This window comes from Desulfocurvus sp. (assembly GCF_023230885.1).
Lineage (GTDB): Bacteria > Desulfobacterota > Desulfovibrionia > Desulfovibrionales > Desulfovibrionaceae > Desulfocurvus.
In genome coordinates, this window is record NZ_JALNWM010000042.1 from 1 (window position 1) to 19022 (window position 19022).

The 19022-nt window shown below is 71.2% G+C and carries 19 protein-coding genes; 5 read left to right on the forward strand and 14 right to left on the reverse strand.

The window, feature by feature from the left end; translation table 11 throughout:
• Positions 1 to 170: 170 nt before the first annotated feature.
• Positions 171 to 953: a DUF4198 domain-containing protein gene (locus M0P34_RS04630; RefSeq protein WP_291496857.1), complete on the forward strand. Its 783-nt coding sequence runs from the start codon at positions 171 to 173 to the stop codon at positions 951 to 953.
• A 100-nt stretch (positions 954 to 1053) separates the two neighbouring features.
• Here M0P34_RS04630 and M0P34_RS04635 read toward each other — a convergent pair whose 3' ends face one another.
• Entirely contained in the window at positions 1054 to 1584 is a 531-nt protein-coding gene (locus tag M0P34_RS04635; RefSeq protein ID WP_291496859.1) for a hypothetical protein, read from the reverse strand.
• Positions 1585 to 1739: 155 nt separating this feature from the next.
• Between M0P34_RS04635 and M0P34_RS04640 the strand changes: the two genes are divergently transcribed.
• A complete protein-coding gene (locus M0P34_RS04640; protein ID WP_291496861.1) occupies positions 1740 to 2138 on the forward strand; it encodes a response regulator in 399 nt (132 codons plus the stop codon).
• A 163-nt stretch (positions 2139 to 2301) separates the two neighbouring features.
• The gene (locus M0P34_RS04645; RefSeq protein ID WP_291496863.1) at positions 2302 to 3045 is read left to right on the forward strand and encodes a TIM44-like domain-containing protein; all 744 of its coding nucleotides are present in this window, start codon (positions 2302 to 2304) and stop codon (positions 3043 to 3045) included.
• Positions 3046 to 3122: 77 nt separating this feature from the next.
• On the opposite strand, the gene M0P34_RS04650 is transcribed toward M0P34_RS04645, so the two are convergent.
• Genes M0P34_RS04650 through M0P34_RS04670 form a run of 5 tightly spaced genes read right to left on the reverse strand, consistent with a single transcriptional unit; the run spans position 3123 to position 7621 of the window.
• Positions 3123 to 4196: a glycosyltransferase family 4 protein gene (locus tag M0P34_RS04650; RefSeq protein ID WP_291496865.1), complete on the reverse strand. Its 1074-nt coding sequence runs from the start codon at positions 4194 to 4196 to the stop codon at positions 3123 to 3125.
• Between the two features lie 60 nt (positions 4197 to 4256).
• A complete protein-coding gene (locus M0P34_RS04655) occupies positions 4257 to 5198 on the reverse strand; it encodes an aminotransferase class IV (RefSeq protein WP_291496867.1) in 942 nt (313 codons plus the stop codon).
• 24 nt (positions 5199 to 5222) lie between these two features.
• Positions 5223 to 6257, reverse strand: coding sequence for an aspartate-semialdehyde dehydrogenase (locus tag M0P34_RS04660; RefSeq protein ID WP_291496869.1), 1035 nt, complete (start codon positions 6255 to 6257; stop codon positions 5223 to 5225).
• Between the two features lie 60 nt (positions 6258 to 6317).
• The gene (locus M0P34_RS04665; protein ID WP_291496871.1) at positions 6318 to 7190 is read right to left on the reverse strand and encodes a methylenetetrahydrofolate reductase; all 873 of its coding nucleotides are present in this window, start codon (positions 7188 to 7190) and stop codon (positions 6318 to 6320) included.
• 11 nt (positions 7191 to 7201) lie between these two features.
• Positions 7202 to 7621 carry a (deoxy)nucleoside triphosphate pyrophosphohydrolase gene (locus M0P34_RS04670; RefSeq protein ID WP_291496873.1) on the reverse strand — a complete coding sequence of 140 codons (420 nt, stop codon included), beginning with the start codon at positions 7619 to 7621 and terminating at the stop codon, positions 7202 to 7204.
• Between the two features lie 412 nt (positions 7622 to 8033).
• Between M0P34_RS04670 and M0P34_RS04675 the strand changes: the two genes are divergently transcribed.
• Positions 8034 to 8705 carry a transporter substrate-binding domain-containing protein gene (locus M0P34_RS04675; RefSeq protein WP_291496875.1) on the forward strand — a complete coding sequence of 224 codons (672 nt, stop codon included), beginning with the start codon at positions 8034 to 8036 and terminating at the stop codon, positions 8703 to 8705.
• Here M0P34_RS04675 and abc-f read toward each other — a convergent pair whose 3' ends face one another.
• The 8 genes from abc-f to M0P34_RS04715 form a co-directional block, all read right to left on the reverse strand.
• The gene (abc-f, locus tag M0P34_RS04680; RefSeq protein ID WP_291496877.1) at positions 8706 to 10673 is read right to left on the reverse strand and encodes a ribosomal protection-like ABC-F family protein; all 1968 of its coding nucleotides are present in this window, start codon (positions 10671 to 10673) and stop codon (positions 8706 to 8708) included.
• A gap of 109 nt (positions 10674 to 10782) precedes the next feature.
• Positions 10783 to 11856, reverse strand: coding sequence for a 3-isopropylmalate dehydrogenase (gene leuB / locus M0P34_RS04685; RefSeq protein ID WP_291496878.1), 1074 nt, complete (start codon positions 11854 to 11856; stop codon positions 10783 to 10785).
• Positions 11857 to 11858: 2 nt separating this feature from the next.
• Positions 11859 to 12362, reverse strand: coding sequence for a 3-isopropylmalate dehydratase small subunit (locus M0P34_RS04690; RefSeq protein WP_291496880.1), 504 nt, complete (start codon positions 12360 to 12362; stop codon positions 11859 to 11861).
• Between the two features lie 16 nt (positions 12363 to 12378).
• Positions 12379 to 13638: a 3-isopropylmalate dehydratase large subunit gene (locus M0P34_RS04695; protein WP_291496882.1), complete on the reverse strand. Its 1260-nt coding sequence runs from the start codon at positions 13636 to 13638 to the stop codon at positions 12379 to 12381.
• Positions 13639 to 15159, reverse strand: a complete 1521-nt coding sequence (locus M0P34_RS04700) for a 2-isopropylmalate synthase (RefSeq protein ID WP_291496884.1) — start codon at positions 15157 to 15159, stop codon at positions 13639 to 13641. It lies immediately after the preceding gene.
• 198 nt (positions 15160 to 15357) lie between these two features.
• Positions 15358 to 16119 carry a CDP-diacylglycerol--serine O-phosphatidyltransferase gene (gene pssA, locus M0P34_RS04705; protein ID WP_291496886.1) on the reverse strand — a complete coding sequence of 254 codons (762 nt, stop codon included), beginning with the start codon at positions 16117 to 16119 and terminating at the stop codon, positions 15358 to 15360.
• Positions 16120 to 16779, reverse strand: a complete 660-nt coding sequence (locus M0P34_RS04710; RefSeq protein ID WP_291496888.1) for a phosphatidylserine decarboxylase family protein — start codon at positions 16777 to 16779, stop codon at positions 16120 to 16122. It abuts the gene before it with no gap.
• 3 nt (positions 16780 to 16782) lie between these two features.
• Entirely contained in the window at positions 16783 to 17436 is a 654-nt protein-coding gene (locus M0P34_RS04715; protein WP_291496895.1) for an HAD family phosphatase, read from the reverse strand.
• A gap of 81 nt (positions 17437 to 17517) precedes the next feature.
• Here M0P34_RS04715 and M0P34_RS04720 point away from each other — a divergent pair, with 81 nt between their 5' ends.
• A complete protein-coding gene (locus M0P34_RS04720) occupies positions 17518 to 18564 on the forward strand; it encodes a metal-dependent hydrolase (protein ID WP_291496897.1) in 1047 nt (348 codons plus the stop codon).
• Positions 18565 to 19022 lie beyond the last annotated feature (458 nt).

The following is a 19022-nucleotide window of genomic DNA, read 5'->3' on the forward strand; positions in this document are numbered from 1 at the left end:
CCGCAGGCCCCCGCGAAAAACCGCGCCCCGGCGCACCTTTTTCAGCCCACACCATTTCGGAGATGGCGCGGCACAAGCGAATATCAATCCAAATCGAGCGCCATTATTTACACACGAAAATCGTTTTGGTATGAAAGGCCGTCCGTCAATCCCAAACCAGAGGAGTCCCCATGACCAGCTTCCTGCCCCGCCTGGCCGTCGTCGCGGCCCTGGTGTTCGCCCTGGCCGCCCCGGCCTGGGCCCACTTCGGCATGATCATCCCCAAGGCCCCCGTGGCCGACATGGACCAGAAGTCCCTCACCCTGGAATTCTCCTTCTCGCACCCCTTCGGCGGCGAAGGCATGAACCTGGTGCGGCCCAAGGCCGCCGGGGTGGCCTTCGAGGGCCAGACCACCGACCTGCGCGACGCCCTGGTCCCGGCCAAGGTCATGGACCACGACGCCTTCACCCTGAACTACGCCTTCAAGCGCCCGGGCGTGTACACCTTCTTCATGGAGCCCGAGCCCTACTGGGAGCCCGCCGAAGACGTGTCCATCATCCACTACACCAAGGTCAGCGTGGCGGCCTTCGGCGGCGACGAGGGCTGGGACGAGCCCCTGGGCCTGAAGACCGAGATCGTGCCCATGCTGCGGCCCTTCGGCAACTGGGCGGGCAACACCTTCGTCGGTCAGGTTCTGCTGGACGGCAAGCCCGTGCCCGGCGCCGAGGTGGAAGTGGAACTGTACAACCAGGGCCGCTTCGCCATGCCCACCGAGTACAACGAGACCCAGGTGGTCAAGGCCGACGCCCAGGGCGTCTTCGCCTTCACCTGCCCGCAGCCCGGATGGTGGGGCTTCGCGGCCCTGTCCGAGGCCGACTACACCCTGCCCGCGGCCAGCGGCCCCGACAAGGGCAAGGACAAGGGCGTCGAACTGGGCGCCGTGTTCTGGACCTACATGGCGCCCTGGCAATAGCCCGGAGCCCCGAAACCAAGGGCCCGCCCGGAGATGCTCCGGGCGGGCCCTTGCCGTTTGCGAGGCGCCGGGAAAAGGCCCCCCGGCGCGCGCCGGCCGCTCAGGGCCCGCCCGGGCCGTCCCCGTCGCCAGGGGGCAACAAGGCGCGCCGCGCGCCGCGCGCGGCCCGGCGCAGGGCCCGCGCCCGCGAGGCGTCGTCCATGCCGTCCAGCACGAGCAGGTCCAGGAGCAGCAGCGTACCCGGGCCCAGGAGCGAAGCCAGGGCGCCCCCCGCGAAGGCTCCCGCCCCGGCGAGGAAATGGGCCCTGTCCGCCGCCCCGGCCACCAGGGCCGCCACCAGCCCCAGGAAGGCGCCATAGGCCGACAGGACCAGGGCGCCCTCGGTGCTGTAGTCCTCTCCCTGGGCGGACAGGCGGCGCAGGCGCAGCCAGGCCAGGCGCCCGAGCATGCCCGCAAAGCTCCCGAACCCGCCGCCCAAAAGCGCCAGCAGGACACCCGAGGCCCCGCGGGGCAGCCAGCCGCCCCCGGCCTGACGCGCCGCCAGCAGGCCCGCCGCCAACCCGGCCAGCAGGACACCCGAGAAGGCTTTGCCCCGTATCCGGGCCAGGATCGTATGCTCGAAATCGGCCATGCATCCCCACCGCCGCGAACGGCCAAAGGAAACCCGAACAGATATTGCTTTCCTCTTGGGCTCTGGTATGCTGGCCCCGGGCGCGCTTCGTCCGGTCCGGGGCGGACAGGGCACCCATTCTGTCAAGCCTACACCTTCGGCCCCTGGAGGGAAAGATGCGATTTCTGGTCGTGGAGGACGACTTCACCAGCCGCAAGCTTCTGCAACGAATCCTCTCCCCATACGGCGAGGTGGATGTCGCCGTGAACGGCCAGGAGGCGGTGGACGCCTTCGAGGCCGCCCTGCGCGACGGCAAGCCCTACGAGCTGGTCTGCATGGACATCATGATGCCCGAGATGGACGGGCAGGAGGCCCTCAAGCGCATCCGCCAGATCGAGCGGCTGAACGAGCGCTCCGGCCCCCACGAGGCCAAGGTCATCATGACCACCGCCCTGGACGACCCCAAAAACGTGGTCGAGGCATACTACAAGGGCGGGGCGACATCCTATGTGCCCAAGCCCATCGACCGCCAGCTTTTCCTGCAACTGCTGCGCAACGTCGGACTCATCAGGTAGGCCCCGCCCCGGCGGACCCTTTTCGGCCCCTCCCCGGCCCTTGGAGCTTGCGCGCCGCGCCGTGGCGCGGTAGCCTCCCCAAGGCGCCCACGCCCCATCGCGCCCGGCCCCCGGCAGGACACCCCCGCTGCGGAACCCAGGCGCACAAGACAAGGGAAAAGCCATGAATTTCAGTCCTCTGGACTTACTGCTCCTCGGCATCCTGGTCTATGTGGCCGTCGGCTGGTTTCGCCGCCGCTCGGGCGGCGGCCGCCACGACGGCCCCCAGGCCCCGCACGACAACGGCCCCGCCACCCCCGAAGACCAGCGCCGCCAGGCCAACGACGCCTACACCCGCGCCCAGCAGGCCTGGGACATGCTGCGCTCCGACCCGCCCCGGGAGCGCAGCCAGCCCGGCCAGGAGGCTCCGGTGCCCGACGTGGCCTACGTTCCCGGGCGCAAGGACGCCCCGGACCAGACGCCCTCCTCGACCCTGAGCGCGGCCGAGCTGCCCCCGGCCCTGCCCGCCCCGGGGCCCCTGCCCGCCGACTTCGACGCCGACGACTTCATGCGCGGCGCCAAGGCCTTCTGCTCGCGCATCCGCAGTGCCTGGAACAACCGCGACCTGAACGACCTGCGCGCCTTCTGCACCGAGCCGTGCATGGAGGAGTTCCGCCGCCGGGCCCAGGTCGAGCCCAGGCCCCCGCGCCACGAAATCCAGCGCCTGGACGCCGGGCTGGCCGGGGTGCAGGACCATCCCGACGGCCGCCGCGACGCCACCGTGTATTACATCATCACCGAGAAGGACCTGTCCTCAAACCGCGTGGGCAAGGTCCGCGAGCTGTGGCGCTTCACCACGCCCCCGGGCGGCAGCTGGCTGCTGGACGAGGTGCGGCCCATCAGCGCCGAGGAAGGCACCCGCCAGTAGCCCCGCCCCGGCCGCAAACCAGAGCGCCCGCCCCCTTCCGGGGGCGGGCGCTCTGGTTTCCCGGCCCCGGCCCGGGGCTATCCGCCAAGGCGGGCGTACAGGTCCTGGTAGCTCCGGGCCATAGCCTCCTCGGTGAAGGACTCCAGGCGCCGGGCCCCGCCGCCAACCAGGGCCGCCGCCAGCCCCGCGTCCTGCCCGCCCGGGGCGCACAGCCGCAGCAAGGCCGCGGCCAGGGCCTCGGCGTCGCCCCGGGGGAAGGCCAGCCCGCTCACCCCCGGCTCCACAAGCTCCAGGTTGGACGGCAAATCCGAGCAGACCACCGGACGCCGGGCGGCCCAACCCTCCTTGATGACAGCGCTGGAGCCCTCGCCGTCCATGCTGGGCACGGCCAGCACGGACAGCCCGCCCAGCACCTGCGCGCTCTCGCGCCAGCCCGCGAATTCCACCCGCCCGGACAGCCCCAGGGCCTCGGCCCGGGCCCGCAGCCGCGGCCCCAGCGGCCCGTCGCCCACCACCACGGCCCGCCAGCCGCCCCCCGCGGCGCGCCGCTCCAGCAGCCCCAGCGCCTCCAGGAACACGGCCACCCCCTTTTGCGGGGTCAGGGCCCCGACGACGCCCAGCACCGGGCGCGGCGGCAGCGGCGCGGCGGCGGCCTCGGCGTACAGCGCCGGGTCGATGCCGCTGTGGATCACGTCCAGGCGCTCCCGGGGGACGCCGCAGCGGGCCATGACCTCGGCAATCTCGCGGCTCACGCAGGCCACGGCGTCGGCGGCAAGGTATTTGGCCCGGGAGGGGCCCGGGCGCAGGGGATAGGACACGCGGCGCGAATGGACCAGCCGCGCGCCGGTAAGGGCCTTGAGCAGCGCACCCAGGAGGGCGCTGGCCGCGCAGTGGGTATGGATCACGTCCACGCCCCGGCGGCGGACCAGGGCGCGCAGGGCCAGCAGGGCGCGGGGGTCCCAGCCCTGGCGCCCGGGCAGGTCGTGCACGTCCAGCCCCGCCGCGCGGGCCGCCGCGCCCAGGGGGCAGCCCCGGGGGGCGGCCAGCAGGGTCGCCGTCCCGGGGGCCGCGGCCAGGCGCCGCATGAGGTACAAAACCTGGCGCTGCCCGCCGCGCATGTCGCGGCCCAGGTCCAGGTGCAGGATCTTCACGCGCTCGGCCTCCGGGCGGGGGCGGCGGGCCCCGGACGGCTTGCGCCGCCGGGGCCCGGGTTAGAAGGGCACGCCGTTCTCGGCAATGTCCTTCACGATCAGCTCGCGCGCCAGGCGGCACACGGGGCCGGGCCGCACGTCGTGGATGGGCTTGCCGTTGTAGCGCACGATGGCCAAGCAGTCCCCGGTGGTGCCGAAGACCAGCACCTCGCGCGCGTGGTAGAGATCCTCCTCCGTGACCTTGCGGAAGAAGGCCTTGACCCGCCCGGCCAGGAGCTCCACGGCGCGGATGAGGGTGGTGCCCGGCAGGGCGTTGGTGAACTCGGGGATGACCAGGGTGCCCGCCTCGTCGACGATGGCCATGTTCTCCGTGGCGCCCTCGGCCACGAAACCGTTGTCATCGAAGCAGATGGGGTAGTCGTAGCCCTGGGCCGATGCCTCGCGCTTCATGAGCACGTTGGGCAGATAGTTCACGGATTTGATCTGCGCGATCCAGTCCTGCTTGGCGGGGATGGCCGTGCGGAAGGCCGTGGCGCCCTTCTCGAACCAATGGGCGGGCTTGGGCGTGAAGCGGTAGGCCACCACATAGAGGCTGGGCAGGGGGCATTCGCGCGGGTCGATGCCGAAGCCGCCCGGGCCGCGCCCGAGCAGGATGCGCACCAGCCCGTCGTCCGAGCCGCCCGCCTGGCAGACCTCCAGGACGATTTCGCGCAGGCGCTCCCAGGTGCAGGGCGGGGTCAGGCCGATGGCGTCGGCCCCGCGCCGCATGCGCGCCAGGTGCGCGTCCAGCTGGTAGACCCGGCGCCCGAGGTATTTCATGGTTTCGAAGATGCCGTCCCCGCGGTGGACGATATGGTCGTCCAGGGGGATGAGCATCAGGCGCGGATCCTTGCACACGGCGCCGATGCGGTGCTCGTAGAAGGCCAGCACCTCGCCGGTGCCGGGCCGCTTCACGGCCAGCATGCGCCGGAGGTAGTCCTCGCTGTCCAGAACGCTTATCATGCTCGCAACTCTCCTCGGCGCGCGTCAGGGCACGCGCAGCAGGTCCATTTCCACAAGCTTCTCGGCGATCTGCACGGCGTTGAGCGCGGCGCCCTTGCGGATGTTGTCGGCCACGATCCACAGGTTCAGGCCGTTGTCGATGGATTCGTCCTCGCGGATGCGGCCCACGAAGGTCTCGTTCTGGCCCTGGGCGTCGATGGCCATGGGGTAGATGCGCTCGCTGGGGTTGTCCAGCACGCGCACGCCCGGCGCCTGGGACAGCAGCGCCCGGCAGTCCCTGGCCGTGAGCTTCCTGTCCGTCTCGATGTTGACCGACTCGCTGTGGCCGAAGAAGACCGGCACGCGCACGGTGGTCGCCGTGACGCGGATGGACTCGTCGCCCATGATCTTCCTGGTTTCGTTGACCATCTTCATCTCTTCCTTGGTGTAGTCGTTGTCCAGGAAGACATCGATGTGCGGCAGGCAGTTGAAGGCGATGCGATGCGGGTAGACCTTGGGCTCGATCTCGTCCACGCGGCCGTTGAACATGAGCTGCACCTGGTTCGCCAGCTCCTCGATGGCCTTCTGCCCCGTGCCGGACACGGCCTGGTAGGTCGAGACCACGATGCGCCGGATGCCCGCGGCGTCGTGGATGGGCTTCAGGGCCACCACCATCTGGATGGTCGAGCAGTTGGGGTTGGCGATGATGCCCTTGTGCCACTTGAGGTCATCGGGATTGACCTCGGGCACCACCAGCGGGCAGGCCGGGTCCATGCGCCAGGCGCTGGAGTTGTCCACCACCACGCACCCGGCCTTGGCGGCCAGGGGGGCGAACTTCTCGGAGGTGGAGCCGCCCGCGGAGAACAGGGCCAGATCGACGCCCGCAAAGGAGTCCTCCCTGAGCTCGCGCACGGTCAGTTCGCGGCCTTTGTAGGTCACGGTGCTGCCCGCGCTGCGGCTGGAGGCGAAGGGGATCACCTCGCCAGCCGGGAAATTGCGCTCCTCGAGCACTTCGAGCATCACGCGGCCAACAGCCCCCGTGGCGCCGCACACGGCGACGACGAATCCGTCCTTCTTCATTGCTTGCGACCTCTTTATGCTGACAGTGGCCCGGCGCGCCCCGTGCAGGCGCCGGGAAGGTTACAGATCCAGGGCCCCGACGATTTCCAGGCAGGCTTCGGGGCGGTTGAGCGTATACAGATGCACGCCGGGCGCGCCGCCTTCCAGCAGCTCGCGGCACTGGCGCTTGGCCCATTCGATGCCCACGCGGCAGGCGGCCTCGGGCCCGCCCCGGGCGTCGGCCTCCTCCAGGTCGAGCAGAAGCCGCCCCGGGATGCTCGCGCCGCAAAAGCCCAGCACGCGCTTGGCCGACTTCACGCTCATCACCGGCAGCACCCCGGGGATGATGGGCCTGGTCACCCCCATTTCACCCAGGCGCTCGGTGAAGTTCCAGTACAGGCGCGTGTCGAAGAACAGCTGGGTGATGGCGAAATCGCCGCCCCGGTCCAGCTTGAACTTCAGGAATTCGAAATCCTCGCGGAAGGTGGAGCACTCGGGGTGCCCCTCGGGATACCCGGCCACGCCCACGCCCATGTCGGGAAAGTGGCGGCGGATGTGGACAACAAGGTCCGAGGCTTGGCGGAAATGCTCGGAGTCGGGCGTGAAGCGGGCGTCGCCGCGGGGCGGATCGCCGCGCAGGGCCAGGACGTTGTGTACGTCGGCCCGCTCCAGGGCGGCCAGGAAGCCGTCCACCCGCTCGGCGCTGGCGCCCACGCAGGTCAGGTGCGCCATGGGCGTAAGGCCCATGTCGCGGCGCAGGCGGCGCACGATCTCCAGGGTGTTGTCCTGGGTGCCGCCCCCGGCGCCGTAGGTCACGGAGACGAACAGCGGGTCCACCGCCGCCAGGCGCTCCACGGTCTGGAAGAAAGCCGGCCAGTCCTGGGGATCCTTGGGCGGGAAGAACTCCAGGGACACGAACTTGGCCCCGGGCCGGATCATGTCGATGATGCGCACGATGCAAACTCCTAGCGGGCCGGTTCCCGGGCCAGCAGGTCGACGATCTGGGTGTCGGCCTCCAGGAACGGCACATCGGCCGCCCCGGGGGTCAGCCAGCGCAGTTCGTGGCCCTCGCGCGGGGTCAGGCGCCCCGTGAACCGATAGACGTGAAAGAAATGCAGCCGCACCCGCAGATGCGGGTAGGCGTGGCGCTTTTCGCACCAGAAGGCCGCCTCGGCGGGCCGGATGCCCAGCTCCTCGTCGAGCTCGCGGGCCAGGGCCCGCTCCAGGCTTTCCCCGGGCTCCACCTTGCCGCCCGGGAACTCCCAGTACCCGGCCTGGGGCTTGCCCTCGGGCCGCCGCGCGGCCAGAAAGCGCCCGTCCCGCCAGATGACGGCGGCCACCACGTCGATTTCCGCCCCCGACGGCGTGCTGTGGGTCGCCTGCACCGCGCGCCCTCCCGGTCCTGGATGTTGCGGCAACCGCGAAGCTTATTCCCGATGCCCACCGAAGGCAAGCGCCACGACGGGCCGCTCCCGGAACCGCCAACCCGTGGCGACCAAATGGCGCCGCGATCTTGACACGACCAGGGGCCCGGAGCACCATGCGGCCATGCCGCCCGCCGCACAGCCAGGGCCCCGTGGCCGCACACCCGCCCGCCTGCGGCGCCGCCCGTCCGGGCCCGGGGGCCCCCGGCCCGTCCCCGGTGCGGCCGCCTGTCCGCCCTCCGGCGCCGGGCGCCCCGCACGGGGCGGCGCGAGGCTGTCGGCGCTGCTGCTCCTGGCCGGGCTGCTGGCGCTCCTGCTCCCGCCCGGCCCCCCGGCCTCGGCCCGGACGCCCGCCGAAGAGCCCCGCCAGCTTGTGTTCTCCTGCAACGAGGCGGACTGGCCGCCCTACCTCATCGTCGGCCCGGACCAAACCTGCAACGGCATCATGGCCGACATCCTCCGCGAGGCCGCGCGCGGGCTGGGCGTGAGCGTGACCACCCGCACCTTCCCCGAGAAGCGCAGCCTGCTGATGCTGCGCCAGGGCGAGGTGGACGTGTACTGCAAGGCCCCGGAATGGGTTGCCGAGCCCGAGGCGCTCCTGTGGTCCGCGCCGGTGCTGCCCTCGCGCGACGTGCTGGTCGCCCCGGCGGACGGGCCGCCCGTCGATGGCCCCGAGGACCTGGTGGGCCTGCGCCTGGGCACGGTGCTCGGCTACGCCTATCCCGCCCTGGACGCGGCCCTGGAAAGCGGACGGATCACGCGCGACGACGCGCCCGGCACCGTGAGCCAGCTGCGCAAGCTGCTGCGCGGCAGGACCGACGCCGCGGTGGTCAACGAATTGGTGGCACGCTGGGTGCTGCGCGGGCTGCGCGAGCCAGGAGCCGACGCCCTGCGCTTCTCCGGGCGGGAGGTCGGCCTGGCCTGGCTGCGCTACGCCTTCACCCGCGCCAGGGACTGGGAGCCCCTGGTCGCCCGGCTGGACGCCGAAATAGCGCGCATGCGCGCCGACGGGCGCATCCAGGCCATTCTGGACGCCTACCGCTAGCTAGCAGCCGTCGCCCAGGGCCTCGCGCTCGGCCTCCAGGGCCGCGATGTCCCCCTCCAGGGCGTCCATGCGCTCCATGAGCTTCTCCGTCAGCCCCTGCAACTCCGCGAAGCGTTTCATGAGCCCCGAGGAGCGCGCCGCGTCGGCGTAGACCCCGGGGTCGGCCAGGGTCTGCTCCACCTCGCCCTGCTCGGCCAAAAGCTTCTCCAGCTCGGCCTCCTTGGCGGCGTAGCGCTCCTGGAGCGGGCGCAGCTTCTTGTAGAGCGCGTTGCGGGCCTCGGCCTGGCGGCGTTTGGCCTCCTTGGCGTCGGCCCGGTTGCCCCGGCGCAGGGCCTCGGCCTGGGGCGCGCACGCGGGCTCCAGGGCCGCGCGCCGGGCGCGGTCGTAGCCCTGGAACCCGTCGGGGAATATCTCGATGCCCTCGGGCTTGAGCCACCAGACCTCGCGGGCCACGGCGCTCATGAGGTGCCGGTCGTGGGCGACCATGAGGATGGTGCCCTCGTAGTCGCCAAGGGCCTTGATGAGCGCGTCGCGGCTCTCCAGGTCCAGGTGGTTGGTGGGCTCGTCCAGCACCAGGAAGTTGGCCCGCCGGAGGAACAGGGTGGCCAGGATCAGCCGGTTCTTCTCGCCGCCGGACAGCTCGCGGACCTCGCGGTCCCAGAACGATTCGGGCAGCATGAACAGGCCGAGCACGCTGCGCAACTCCTCCTCGGTGCTGCGCGGGTCGGACAGGCGGCGGATCTCGCCAAGCACCGTGCGATCGAGGTTCAGGGTCTCGGCCTGGTGCTGGGAGAAGTAGCCCACGCGCATCTTGGAGCCGACCTCGATGGACCCGGCGCTGGGCGCGAGCTGGCCGGTGATGGCCCGCAGGAGCGTGGTCTTGCCGCAGCCGTTGGGCCCGGCCAGGGCGATCTTCTGCCCGGCGTAAATGTGGAAATCCAGGGGCCGCCACAGGCTGGCGCCGCCCGAGTAGGCCACCTGCACGTCGATGGCCGAGAGCACGGTCTTGTTGCCGCGCTCCGGCGCGGGCCAGGAGAATTTCAGCTCCTTGGCCTTGGGTTCGGCGCGCACGCCCTCCAGCTCCTTTTCGAGCTTGGCCACCTGCTTCTTCATGCTGTTGGCCTGGCGGGCCTTGGTGGCCTTGACCTGGAAGCGGCGCACGAAGTCCATCTTCTTGGCGATGTCGTCCTGCACGCGCTGCTCGGCGCGGCGGCGCTGCTCCTCGGTTTCGTCCATCCAGGCCCAGAACTGGGTGAAGGTGCCCTTGCGCACCACGGGCTTGACCCCGCCCAGGAACAGCACATGGGTGGACACGCGGTCCAGGAGCATCCGGTCGTGGGCGACGAAGACCAGGGCGCCCTCGAAGGCGTTGAGGTAGTCTTCGAGCCACTCCACGGCTTCCAGGTCCAGGTGGTTGGTGGGCTCGTCCAGCAGCAGGACGCCCGCCCCCTCCACCAGGATGCGCGCCAGCTTGGCCCGCTCGCGCCAGCCGCCGGACAGCTCGCGCAGGGGGCTGTCGAGCTGGGCGGCGGAAAAGCCCAGGCCCGAGAGCACGGCCCGGGCCTTGTGCTCGGGGTTGTAGCCGCACACATGCTCCAGGTGGGCCTGCTCCTGGGCCAGGGCCGCCAGGGCCGCCTTGTCGCCCGCCCTGGTGGCGGTGTCCCAGCGCTCCCAGAAGTCGCCCCACGAGGGCAGCGCCTCCATGACCCAGCCGGTCACGGGCTCGCCCAGGTCGCGCTCGGTCAGCTCCTGCTTGGAGTAGCCGAGCTGCACGTCCTTGGGCATGGACACCTGCCCCGAGTCGGGGTCTTCGATGCCCGCGAGGATGCGCAGGAAGGTGGACTTGCCGCAGCCGTTGGGGCCGACCACGGCAAGGCGCATACCGGGCGTGACCTCCAGGGAAAAAGCCTGGAACAGGTCGCGCCCGCCAAAGGACTTGGACAGGGACTGGATACTGATTCTGGACATCGGCTCACATGCGCCCGCTGGGGCGACTGGCAAAGAAGAACCCGGAAGGCCGCGCGGCCTCCCGGGTTCGGGGTTCCTGGGCAGTGTGCAGGCTCGCGCCGCACCGCTTCTACAGCTTTTCGGCCACGAGGTCACCCATTTTCTCGCACCCGGCCAGGCGGCAGCCTTCCTCGCGGATGTCGCCCGTGCGCCAGCCCTCGTCGAGCACGGCGGACACGGCGGCCTCCACTGCGTCGGCGGCGCCGGGCATGTCCAGGCTGTGGCGCAGCATCATGGCCACCGACAGGATGGTCGCCAGGGGGTTGGCCTTGTCCTGCCCGGCGATGTCGGGGGCCGAGCCGTGAATGGGCTCGTAGAGCCCCGGCCCGCCCTCGCCCAGCGAGGCCGACGGCAGCATGCCGATGGACCCGGTGATGCATCCTGCCTCGTCGGAGAGGATGTCGCCGAAGAGGTTCTCGGTGACCAGCACGTCGAACTGCGCGGGGTCGCGCACAAGCTGCATGGCCGCGTTGTCCACATACATGTGCGCGAGCTCCACCTCGGGGTAGTCGCGGGCGACCTCCACCACCACCTCGCGCCACAGGCGCGACACGTCGAGCACGTTGGCCTTGTCCACCGAGCAGAGCCGCCGCGAGCGGCGCATGGCCGTCTCGAAGGCCACCCGCGCGATGCGCGCCACCTCGTGCTCGTCGTAGATCATGGTGTTGTAGCCCACGCGCACGCCGTCGCGCAGCTCCACACCCCGGGGTTCGCCGAAGTAGGCGCCGCCGGTCAGCTCGCGCACGACCATCACGTCCAGGCCGCCCGCCACGATGTCGGGGCGCAGGAAGCAGGCCCGGCGCAGCTGCGGGAAAAGCCGGGCCGGGCGCAGGTTGGCGAACAGGCCAAGGGCCTTGCGGATGCCCAGCAGGCCGCGCTCCGGGCGGATGGCGGGGTCGATGGTGTCCCACCTGGGGCCGCCCACGGCGCCCAGCAGCACGGCGTCCGCCGCCCGGCAGGCCGCCACCGTGGCCTCGGGCAGGGGGCCGCCCGTGGTGTCGATGGCCGCGCCGCCGATGAGCGCCTCGGTGCAGGAAAACCCGCAGCCCTGGCGCGCGCCCACGCGCTCCAGGACCTTGCGCGCCTGGGCCATGATCTCCGGGCCGATGCCGTCGCCGGGCAGGATGCAGATGGTCTTGCGCATGGCTAGCGGACCTCCCCGGCCAGGCGGCGGCGCACATAGCCCACAAGGCCCCCGGCGTCGAGAATCTCGCGCATGAACGGCGGCACGGGCTGGCAGCGGACCTCGGCCCCGCTGTCCAGGTTGCGGACGACGCCCGCCCCGGTGTCCACCTCGATGCGGCTGCCGTCGCCAAGCTCGGCGTAGCCGTCGCCGACCTCGATGAGCACCAGGCCCATGTTGAAGCCGTTGCGGTAGAAGATGCGCGCGAAGCTGTGGGCCACCACCACGGGAATGCCCGCGCCCTTGATGGCGATGGGCGCGTGCTCGCGCGAGGAGCCGCAGCCGAAGTTGGGCCCGGCGACCATGATGTCGCCCGGGCGCACCCGGGCGACCCAGCCCGCCTCCAGGCCCTCCATGCAGTTGGCCCCCAGGCGCGCCTCGTCGGTGGTGACCAGAAAGCGCGCCGGGATGATGGCGTCGGTATCGATGTTTGCGCCCACGACGTGGGCGGTTCCGGCATATCGCATTGTCGCTCTCCCCGTCCTAGAGGTCCGCCGGGGCGGCGATGGCGCCGACCACGGCCGAGGCGGCGGCCACGGCCGGGCCGCTGAGGTAGACCTCGGACTCCAGGCTGCCCATGCGCCCCTTGAAGTTGCGGTTGGTGGTGGCGATGGTCCGCTCGCCCGAGGCCAGGATGCCCATGTGCCCGCCCAGGCACGGCCCGCAGGTGGGCGGGCCGACCACGGCCCCGGCGTCCATGAACACCTCGAGCAGGCCCTCCTTCAGGGCCTGGCGCCAGATGCCGGGGGTGGCGGGCAGCACGATGAGCCGCACGCCCCGGGCCGCCCTGCGGCCGCGCAGCACCGCCGCAGCCTCGCGCAGGTCCTCGATGCGCCCGTTGGTGCACGAGCCGATGACCGCCTGGTGGATGGCCACGCCGCGCACCTCGGACACGGGGCGCACGTTCTCGGGCAGATGCGGGCAGGCCACCTGCGGCTCCATGCCCGTCACATCCAGGCGCACGGTGCGCTCGTAGGCCGCGCCCGGGTCGGGGGCCAGGGCCGCGTCGCCCGCGCGCCCGGCGGCGGCGGCGTAGGCCAGGGTCCGCTCGTCGGCCGCGAACAGCCCGACCTTGCCCCCGGCCTCGATGGCCATGTTGGCCATGGTCATGCGGCCCTCCACGGACAGGGCCCGGACGGCCGCCCCGCCGAACTCCAGGGCCTTGTACAGCGCCCCGGCCACGCCGATCTCGCCGATGAGCCGCAGGATGTAGTCCTTGCCGCCCACATGCTCGCCGGGGGTGCCGTCGATCTCCACGCGGATGGTCGGCGGCACCTTGAACCACGTCTCGCCCAGAGCCATGGCCGCGGCGATGTCCGTGGAGCCCATGCCCGTGGCAAAGGCGCCCAGGCCGCCGTAGGTACAGGTGTGGCTGTCGGCGCCGACCACCACGTCGCCGGGGCCGACCAGCCCCAGCTCGGGCAGGAGCGCGTGCTCGACGCCCACCTCGCCGCCCTCGTAGTAGTGGACCACGCCCATGCGCCGGGCGAACTCGCGCACCAGCCGCACCTGCTCGGCGGAATCGATGTCCTTGTTGGGCGTGAAATGGTCGCAGACCAGGGCGACGCGCTCCTGGTGGAACACCCCGCCGGCGCCCATGGCCTCGAAGGACTTGATGGCCAGGGGCGCGGTGATGTCGTTGGCCAGCACCAGGGACACGCGGCAGCGCGCGATGCTCCCGGCCTCGCCCACGGGCTCGTCGCAGTGGCGTTGGAGGATCTTCTGGGCCAGGGTCTGGGGCATCTACTTGTCCTCGCTTTTCTTTTCCAGGCGGTTCAAGGCGTTGAGCATGGCCTTGGCGCTGGCGACGATGATATCGGCGTCGGAGCCCCGGCCCACGGCGCGCAGGCCGCCGTGTTCGATCTTCACTGTCACCTCGCCCTGGGCGTCGGTGCCGTCGGTGATGGCGTTGACGAGATACTGCTCCAGGGTGGGCCGCTTGCCGATGATGTCCGCGATGGCGTTGAACACCGCGTCCACCGGCCCCACCCCGAAGGTCGCAAGCTTCCGCTCCTGCCCGTCGACCTCCATGATCACCGCCGCCGTGGGCGGCACGCTGATGGTGCCGGACTGGATGTGCAGGTGCTTGAGACGGTACTTGTCGGGGATGCGGAAGACCTCTTCGAGCACGATGGCCTCCACGTCCTCGTCGTATATCTTTTTCTTGATGTCCGCCAGCCTCTTCACCGCGGCGGCGACCACGTCCACCTCGGCGTCGGAAAGCCGGAAACCCATGGCCTCGACCTTGGACTTCACGGCGTGGCGGCCCGAATGCTTGCCCATGACCATGTCCGTGGCCGAGCGGCCCACGCTCTCGGGGGTCATGATCTCGTAGGTCTCGCGGTGCTTGAGCACGCCGTCCTGGTGGATGCCCGACTCGTGGGCGAAGGCGTTGTCGCCGATGACGGCCTTGGTGGCCGGGATGGGCCTGCCGATGATGCGCGAGAGCATCCGGTTGGCCGGGAAGAGCTGCTCGGTGTCGATGCCGTGGCTCACGGCGTAGTACGCGGGCCGGGTGCGCATGTTCATGACCACCTCCTCCAGGGCCGCGTTGCCCGCGCGCTCGCCGATGCCCGACAGGGTGACCTCGACCTGGCGCGCCCCGGCGCGCACGGCGGCCAGGGTGTTGGCCACGGCCAGCCCGAGATCGTTATGGCAATGCACGGAGAACACGGCCCGGGAGGCGCCGGGCACCGTTTCCAGGAGGAAGGACACCAGGTCGGCGAACTCCTCGGGCTGGGCGTAGCCCACGGTGTCGGGGATATTCACCACCCGGGCCCCGCAGGAGATGGCCAGCTCGCAGATCTCGGCCAGGAAGGCGCGATCGGAGCGCGAGGCGTCCTCGGCGGAGAACTCCACGTTGGGCGTGAGCCCCGCGGCGTGGCGCACGGCCCGCTCGGCCATGCGCAGGACATCGGCGGGCTCCTTGCAGAGCTTGTGCTTCATGTGCAGCGGGCTGGTGGCGATGAAGGTGTGGATGCGCGGGTTGCGCGCGCCGCGCACGGCCTCCCAGGCGCGGTCGATGTCCCCGGGCAGGGCCCGGGCCAATCCGGCCACCTGGGCGCGCTCAACCGTCTCGGCGATGGCCCGCACGGACTCGAAGTCGCCCTCGCTGGCCGCCGGGAACCCGGCCTCGATGATGTCCACCCCCAGGATATCGAGCTGGCGCGCCAGGCGCAGCTTCTCGCGCAGGTTCATGGTGCAGCCCGGGGACTGTTCGCCGTCGCGCAGGGTGGTGTCGAAGAACTGGACGCGGTCGGACATGGTGCTTCTCCTTGGCTTGCCGGCCTGGCCGGCCTGTGCGGCGATCCGGACCGGGCGGACCCCGGCGGCGGCGCCGTGTGTTGGAATGACGATGCGGGAATCAGCCGGTGGCGTCCGGAGAATGCGTGGCGTTCCGGGCGCCGCGCCCGGCGCGCCGCCCAGAGGGAAAACCCGAGGGAAAGGAGGGGCGCCGTGGCGCTACGAGTGCGTGCGAGTCCGCTCCCGTAGGATGTGGGGGCGGCGTAGGAGCAGATAGTAGGTGTGCACGGGCCCGGAAAGGACGTACCCGAACAGGATCAGGAAACCCAGGGCCCGGGGCTCGGAGGCGACCATCACGAAGAGCAGGATGGCGGTGACCATGCTGCTGAAGGGATGGGCCTTGACGAAATCGTATTCCTTGAAGGCGGCGTAGCGCACGCGGCTGACCATGAGGAAGGACAGGGCGTAGGCCAGCACGAGGGTCGCCTCGGGCAGGTGCGCGGACAGGAAGCCCGGGGCGAAAGGCTCGAAGAGCACCAGGGTGGCCATGACGCAGCCCTGGGCCGGGATGGGCAGGCCGATGAAGTATTTCTTGGACGTGGTGGAGGTGTTGACGTTGAAGCGCGCCAGCCGGAGCGCCCCGCAGACCACCAGCAGGAAGGCGGCCATGAGCCCCAGCCGCCCGTAGGCGGCGAGCTGCCACTGGTAGACCATGATGGCCGGGGTCACGCCGAAGGCCACCAGGTCGGCCAGGGAGTCGTACTGGACGCCGAACTCGCTGGAGGAGCCGGTGAGCCGGGCGACCTTGCCGTCCATGCCGTCGAACAGGGCGCTGACCAGGATGGCCAGCGCGCTGGACTCGAACTGGCCCTGGATGGCCCACATGATGCCCAGAAAGCCCGAGAACAGGCTCGCCGTGGTGAGCATGTTGGGCAGGATGTAGACACCCTTATGGAACGGTCGGTCCGTCGGCTCGTGCATCTAGTCTTCCGTGCGCCCGCCCTTGCGGCGGGCGATGGTGGTCTGCCCGGCGAGGACCCGTTCCCCGACGTGCACGGCTATGTCATAGGCATCGGGCAGGTAAAGGTCAACCCTGGACCCGAACTTGATGAGCCCGAAGCGCTCGCCCCGGCCCAGGGCGTCGCCGGGCTCGGCGTGGCAGACGATGCGCCGGGCCACCAGCCCCGCGATCTGCACCACGGACCACTGCCCGCCCTCGGCGCCGCGGATGGACAGGGCCATGCGCTCGTTGTCCTCGCTGGCCTTGTCCAGGCTGGCGTTCAGGAACTTGCCGGGATGGTACAGCAGGCGCTCCACCGTGCCCGCCACGGGCATCCGGTTCACATGCACGTCGAAAACGTTCATGAAAATGCACACGACCTTGCGCTCCTGGCCGGTGAACGGATCGCGGGCGACGCCGGTCTTGACCACCTTGCCGTCGGCCGGGGACACGGCCACCCCCGGCTCGGGCGAGGGGTAGCGCTCGGGGTCGCGGAAGAAGTTCACGGTCAGCGCCGTGAGCACGAGGCCCAGGGCCGTGCCGGTCACGCAGTCCAAAACGGCCAGGACCACGGTGAAAAAGGCGGCGAGGGCGATGGCGGGGGCGCCTTCCAGGGCGATGCCGACGGACGGTTTCTTCATGGATCAGGCCTCCAGGCCAGGGCAGAACTTCCGGAACTGGGCTTCGAAGTCCTCGCGGCCGGTGTAGAAGATCGTATGCAGGCCCCGCGCCCGGGCGCGGCGGATATGGCCCTCGAAGTCGTCGATGAACAGCGCCCGCTCGGGGGCCACGTCCAGGGCGGCCAGGATGTCGTCGAACAGGGTGGGGTCCTTTTTGGTCTTGCCCAGGCGGTAGCTGTTCAGCACCAGGTCGAAATGGGCGAAGACGCCGTGGGCGGCGTCCAGTTCGTCGAGCCAGTTGGTCTGGTCGCTCAGGATGGCTACCTTGTACCCGGCGGCGCGCAGCTTGTCCACCCGGGCGAACATGAAGTCGCGCGGCACGAAGCGCGAGAGCAGCTCGCGGCGCAGGAGCCCGTCGGGCTCGCTCAGGCCCGTGCGCGCGCGAAGGGCCTCCCAGAACTCGGCCTCGGTGGCCCGGCCCTCGACATAGCCGCCCCGGCGGATCACATCCACGGCGGTCTCGGCCAGGCCGCCGGAATCCATGCCGTGGCGCGCGGCGATGGCCTTGAAGCCCTCGAAGAACCCCTCCTCGGCCAGCACGCCCCCGAAATCGAAAATCACGGCGTCCAGGCTCACGCAGGGGCCGCCGACCACTGAATCCACAATCTTCTGCACCATGTTCGCAATCCTCCAGCGCAACGGTGCTTTCATGAACATATCGCGGCCTCCCGGTCAAGGTTGCTTGGACGGACCCCCGGCTTGCCAGCGCCCCCGGCCGTGGGCTACACCCCGGCGATGGATCCGGTGACGCATATCGTATCCGGCGCCCTGGCCGGCCGCCTGGCCCGGGACGGCATGGGCACCCGCGCGGCCTACGGCCTGTGCGTCCTGGCGGCCTGGCTGCCCGACATCGACAACTTCGTGGGCCTGGGCCCCGAGGCCTACCTGCGCCACCACCGGGGCATCACCCACTCCCTGCTGGGCATCGTGGTCCAGGCCGTGCTGCTCGCCGCCGCCTTCCGACTTTTCGGCAGGGCCTTCACGCCGCTTAAGACCTTCGCCCTGGCCCTGGCCCTTCTGGCCGGCCACCTGTGGCTGGACGTGATCACCTCCTTCGGCACCCAGCTCCTGGCGCCCTTTTCCGACGCGCGCCTGGCCTGGGGCGGCGTATTCATCATCGATCCGGTCATGACCTTGGGGGCCCTGGCGCTGCTTGTGCTGTCCCTGCGCCGGTCGGCCCGGGGGGCGGCGGGGCGGCGGCTGGCCGCGGCCGGGCTCGCGCTGCTGGTGGCCTACCCCCTGGCCTGCCACGGGGTGCGCGCCGTGGTCACGGCGGCCACGGCCAGAGCCCTGGCTCCCCACGGCTGGGACCGCTCCTTCGACATCTCGCCCGACGCCCTGTCGCCCTTCTTCTGGAAACTGACCGTGCGCGACGGGGAGCGCCTGCTCGTCGGGCACGTCACGGCCCTGACGGCCCCCGGCGACCCGCTGGAGCTGGAAAGCCACACCGCCGCCGACCCGCTGCTGCTGGAGCGGCTGGGCCAGCGGTCCTCCATGTTCGCCACCTGGGCCTGGTTCGCCCGCTTCCCCGTCGTCCAGGCCCAGGAGCTGCCCGGCGCCCAGGACGGGCGGACCCGCTTGCGCTTCCTCGACGCGCGCTTCCTGCCCACCTCCCCGGTCCTGCGCCCGCTGGCGGGCCGCCGCGAGACACCCTTCGCCATCACCGCCGTCCTGGCTCCGGACGGCGCCCTGGAGCGCGTGCTCTACGCCGGGCACAGCCACCCCCTGCGCCCGCCCGGGTCCTGAGGCCAGAAAAAACGCGAACGCCCGGCCCGCACCGGCCGCCCCCGCCCCGTTCCGCCCGGGCGAGCACCCCGCACTCCGCCCGGGCGCCCGGGCAGCCCGCAGGCCCGACCCGCGCACCCCGGCTCGTGCCAAGCCGCTCCCGCCGGCTTCGGCCCCGGCCCGTACCGGCTCCGCCGCCACCGTTATGCCGCACGCCGGGCCGCGGCAACTCCGCCCCGCCCGAGCCCGCGCCCCATTCAGCTCCCCCGCTCCGGCCCCGGCCCGTGATGCTTCCACCCGCCCAAGCCCGCGCGCACGGCCCAGCCGGGCCCGGACCCGCGCCCCCCGGGCCCCGCGCCAGTCAAGACCGCCCCCCCCCCCCCCCCCCCCCCCCCCGCCCCAACCCCCCCCCCCCCCCACAAAAAAAACCCCCTTTTTTTACAAAATTTAAAAACACCCCCCCCCACCCCCCCCCCCCC

Excerpts from the sequence above, each read along its gene's own strand:
- M0P34_RS04630 (WP_291496857.1), top strand. The coding sequence starts at position 171 with ATGACCAGCTTCCTGCCCCGCCTGGCCGTCGTCGCGGCCCTGGTGTTC.
- M0P34_RS04635 (WP_291496859.1), bottom strand. The coding sequence starts at position 1,584 with ATGGCCGATTTCGAGCATACGATCCTGGCCCGGATACGGGGCAAAGCC.
- M0P34_RS04640 (WP_291496861.1), top strand. The coding sequence starts at position 1,740 with ATGCGATTTCTGGTCGTGGAGGACGACTTCACCAGCCGCAAGCTTCTG.
- M0P34_RS04645 (WP_291496863.1), top strand. The coding sequence starts at position 2,302 with ATGAATTTCAGTCCTCTGGACTTACTGCTCCTCGGCATCCTGGTCTAT.
- M0P34_RS04655 (WP_291496867.1), bottom strand. The coding sequence starts at position 5,198 with ATGATAAGCGTTCTGGACAGCGAGGACTACCTCCGGCGCATGCTGGCC.
- M0P34_RS04660 (WP_291496869.1), bottom strand. The coding sequence starts at position 6,257 with ATGAAGAAGGACGGATTCGTCGTCGCCGTGTGCGGCGCCACGGGGGCT.
- abc-f (WP_291496877.1), bottom strand. The coding sequence starts at position 10,673 with ATGTCCAGAATCAGTATCCAGTCCCTGTCCAAGTCCTTTGGCGGGCGC.
- leuB (WP_291496878.1), bottom strand. The coding sequence starts at position 11,856 with ATGCGCAAGACCATCTGCATCCTGCCCGGCGACGGCATCGGCCCGGAG.
- M0P34_RS04690 (WP_291496880.1), bottom strand. The coding sequence starts at position 12,362 with ATGCGATATGCCGGAACCGCCCACGTCGTGGGCGCAAACATCGATACC.
- M0P34_RS04695 (WP_291496882.1), bottom strand. The coding sequence starts at position 13,638 with ATGCCCCAGACCCTGGCCCAGAAGATCCTCCAACGCCACTGCGACGAG.
- M0P34_RS04700 (WP_291496884.1), bottom strand. The coding sequence starts at position 15,159 with ATGTCCGACCGCGTCCAGTTCTTCGACACCACCCTGCGCGACGGCGAA.
- pssA (WP_291496886.1), bottom strand. The coding sequence starts at position 16,119 with ATGCACGAGCCGACGGACCGACCGTTCCATAAGGGTGTCTACATCCTG.
- M0P34_RS04710 (WP_291496888.1), bottom strand. The coding sequence starts at position 16,779 with ATGAAGAAACCGTCCGTCGGCATCGCCCTGGAAGGCGCCCCCGCCATC.
- M0P34_RS04715 (WP_291496895.1), bottom strand. The coding sequence starts at position 17,436 with ATGGTGCAGAAGATTGTGGATTCAGTGGTCGGCGGCCCCTGCGTGAGC.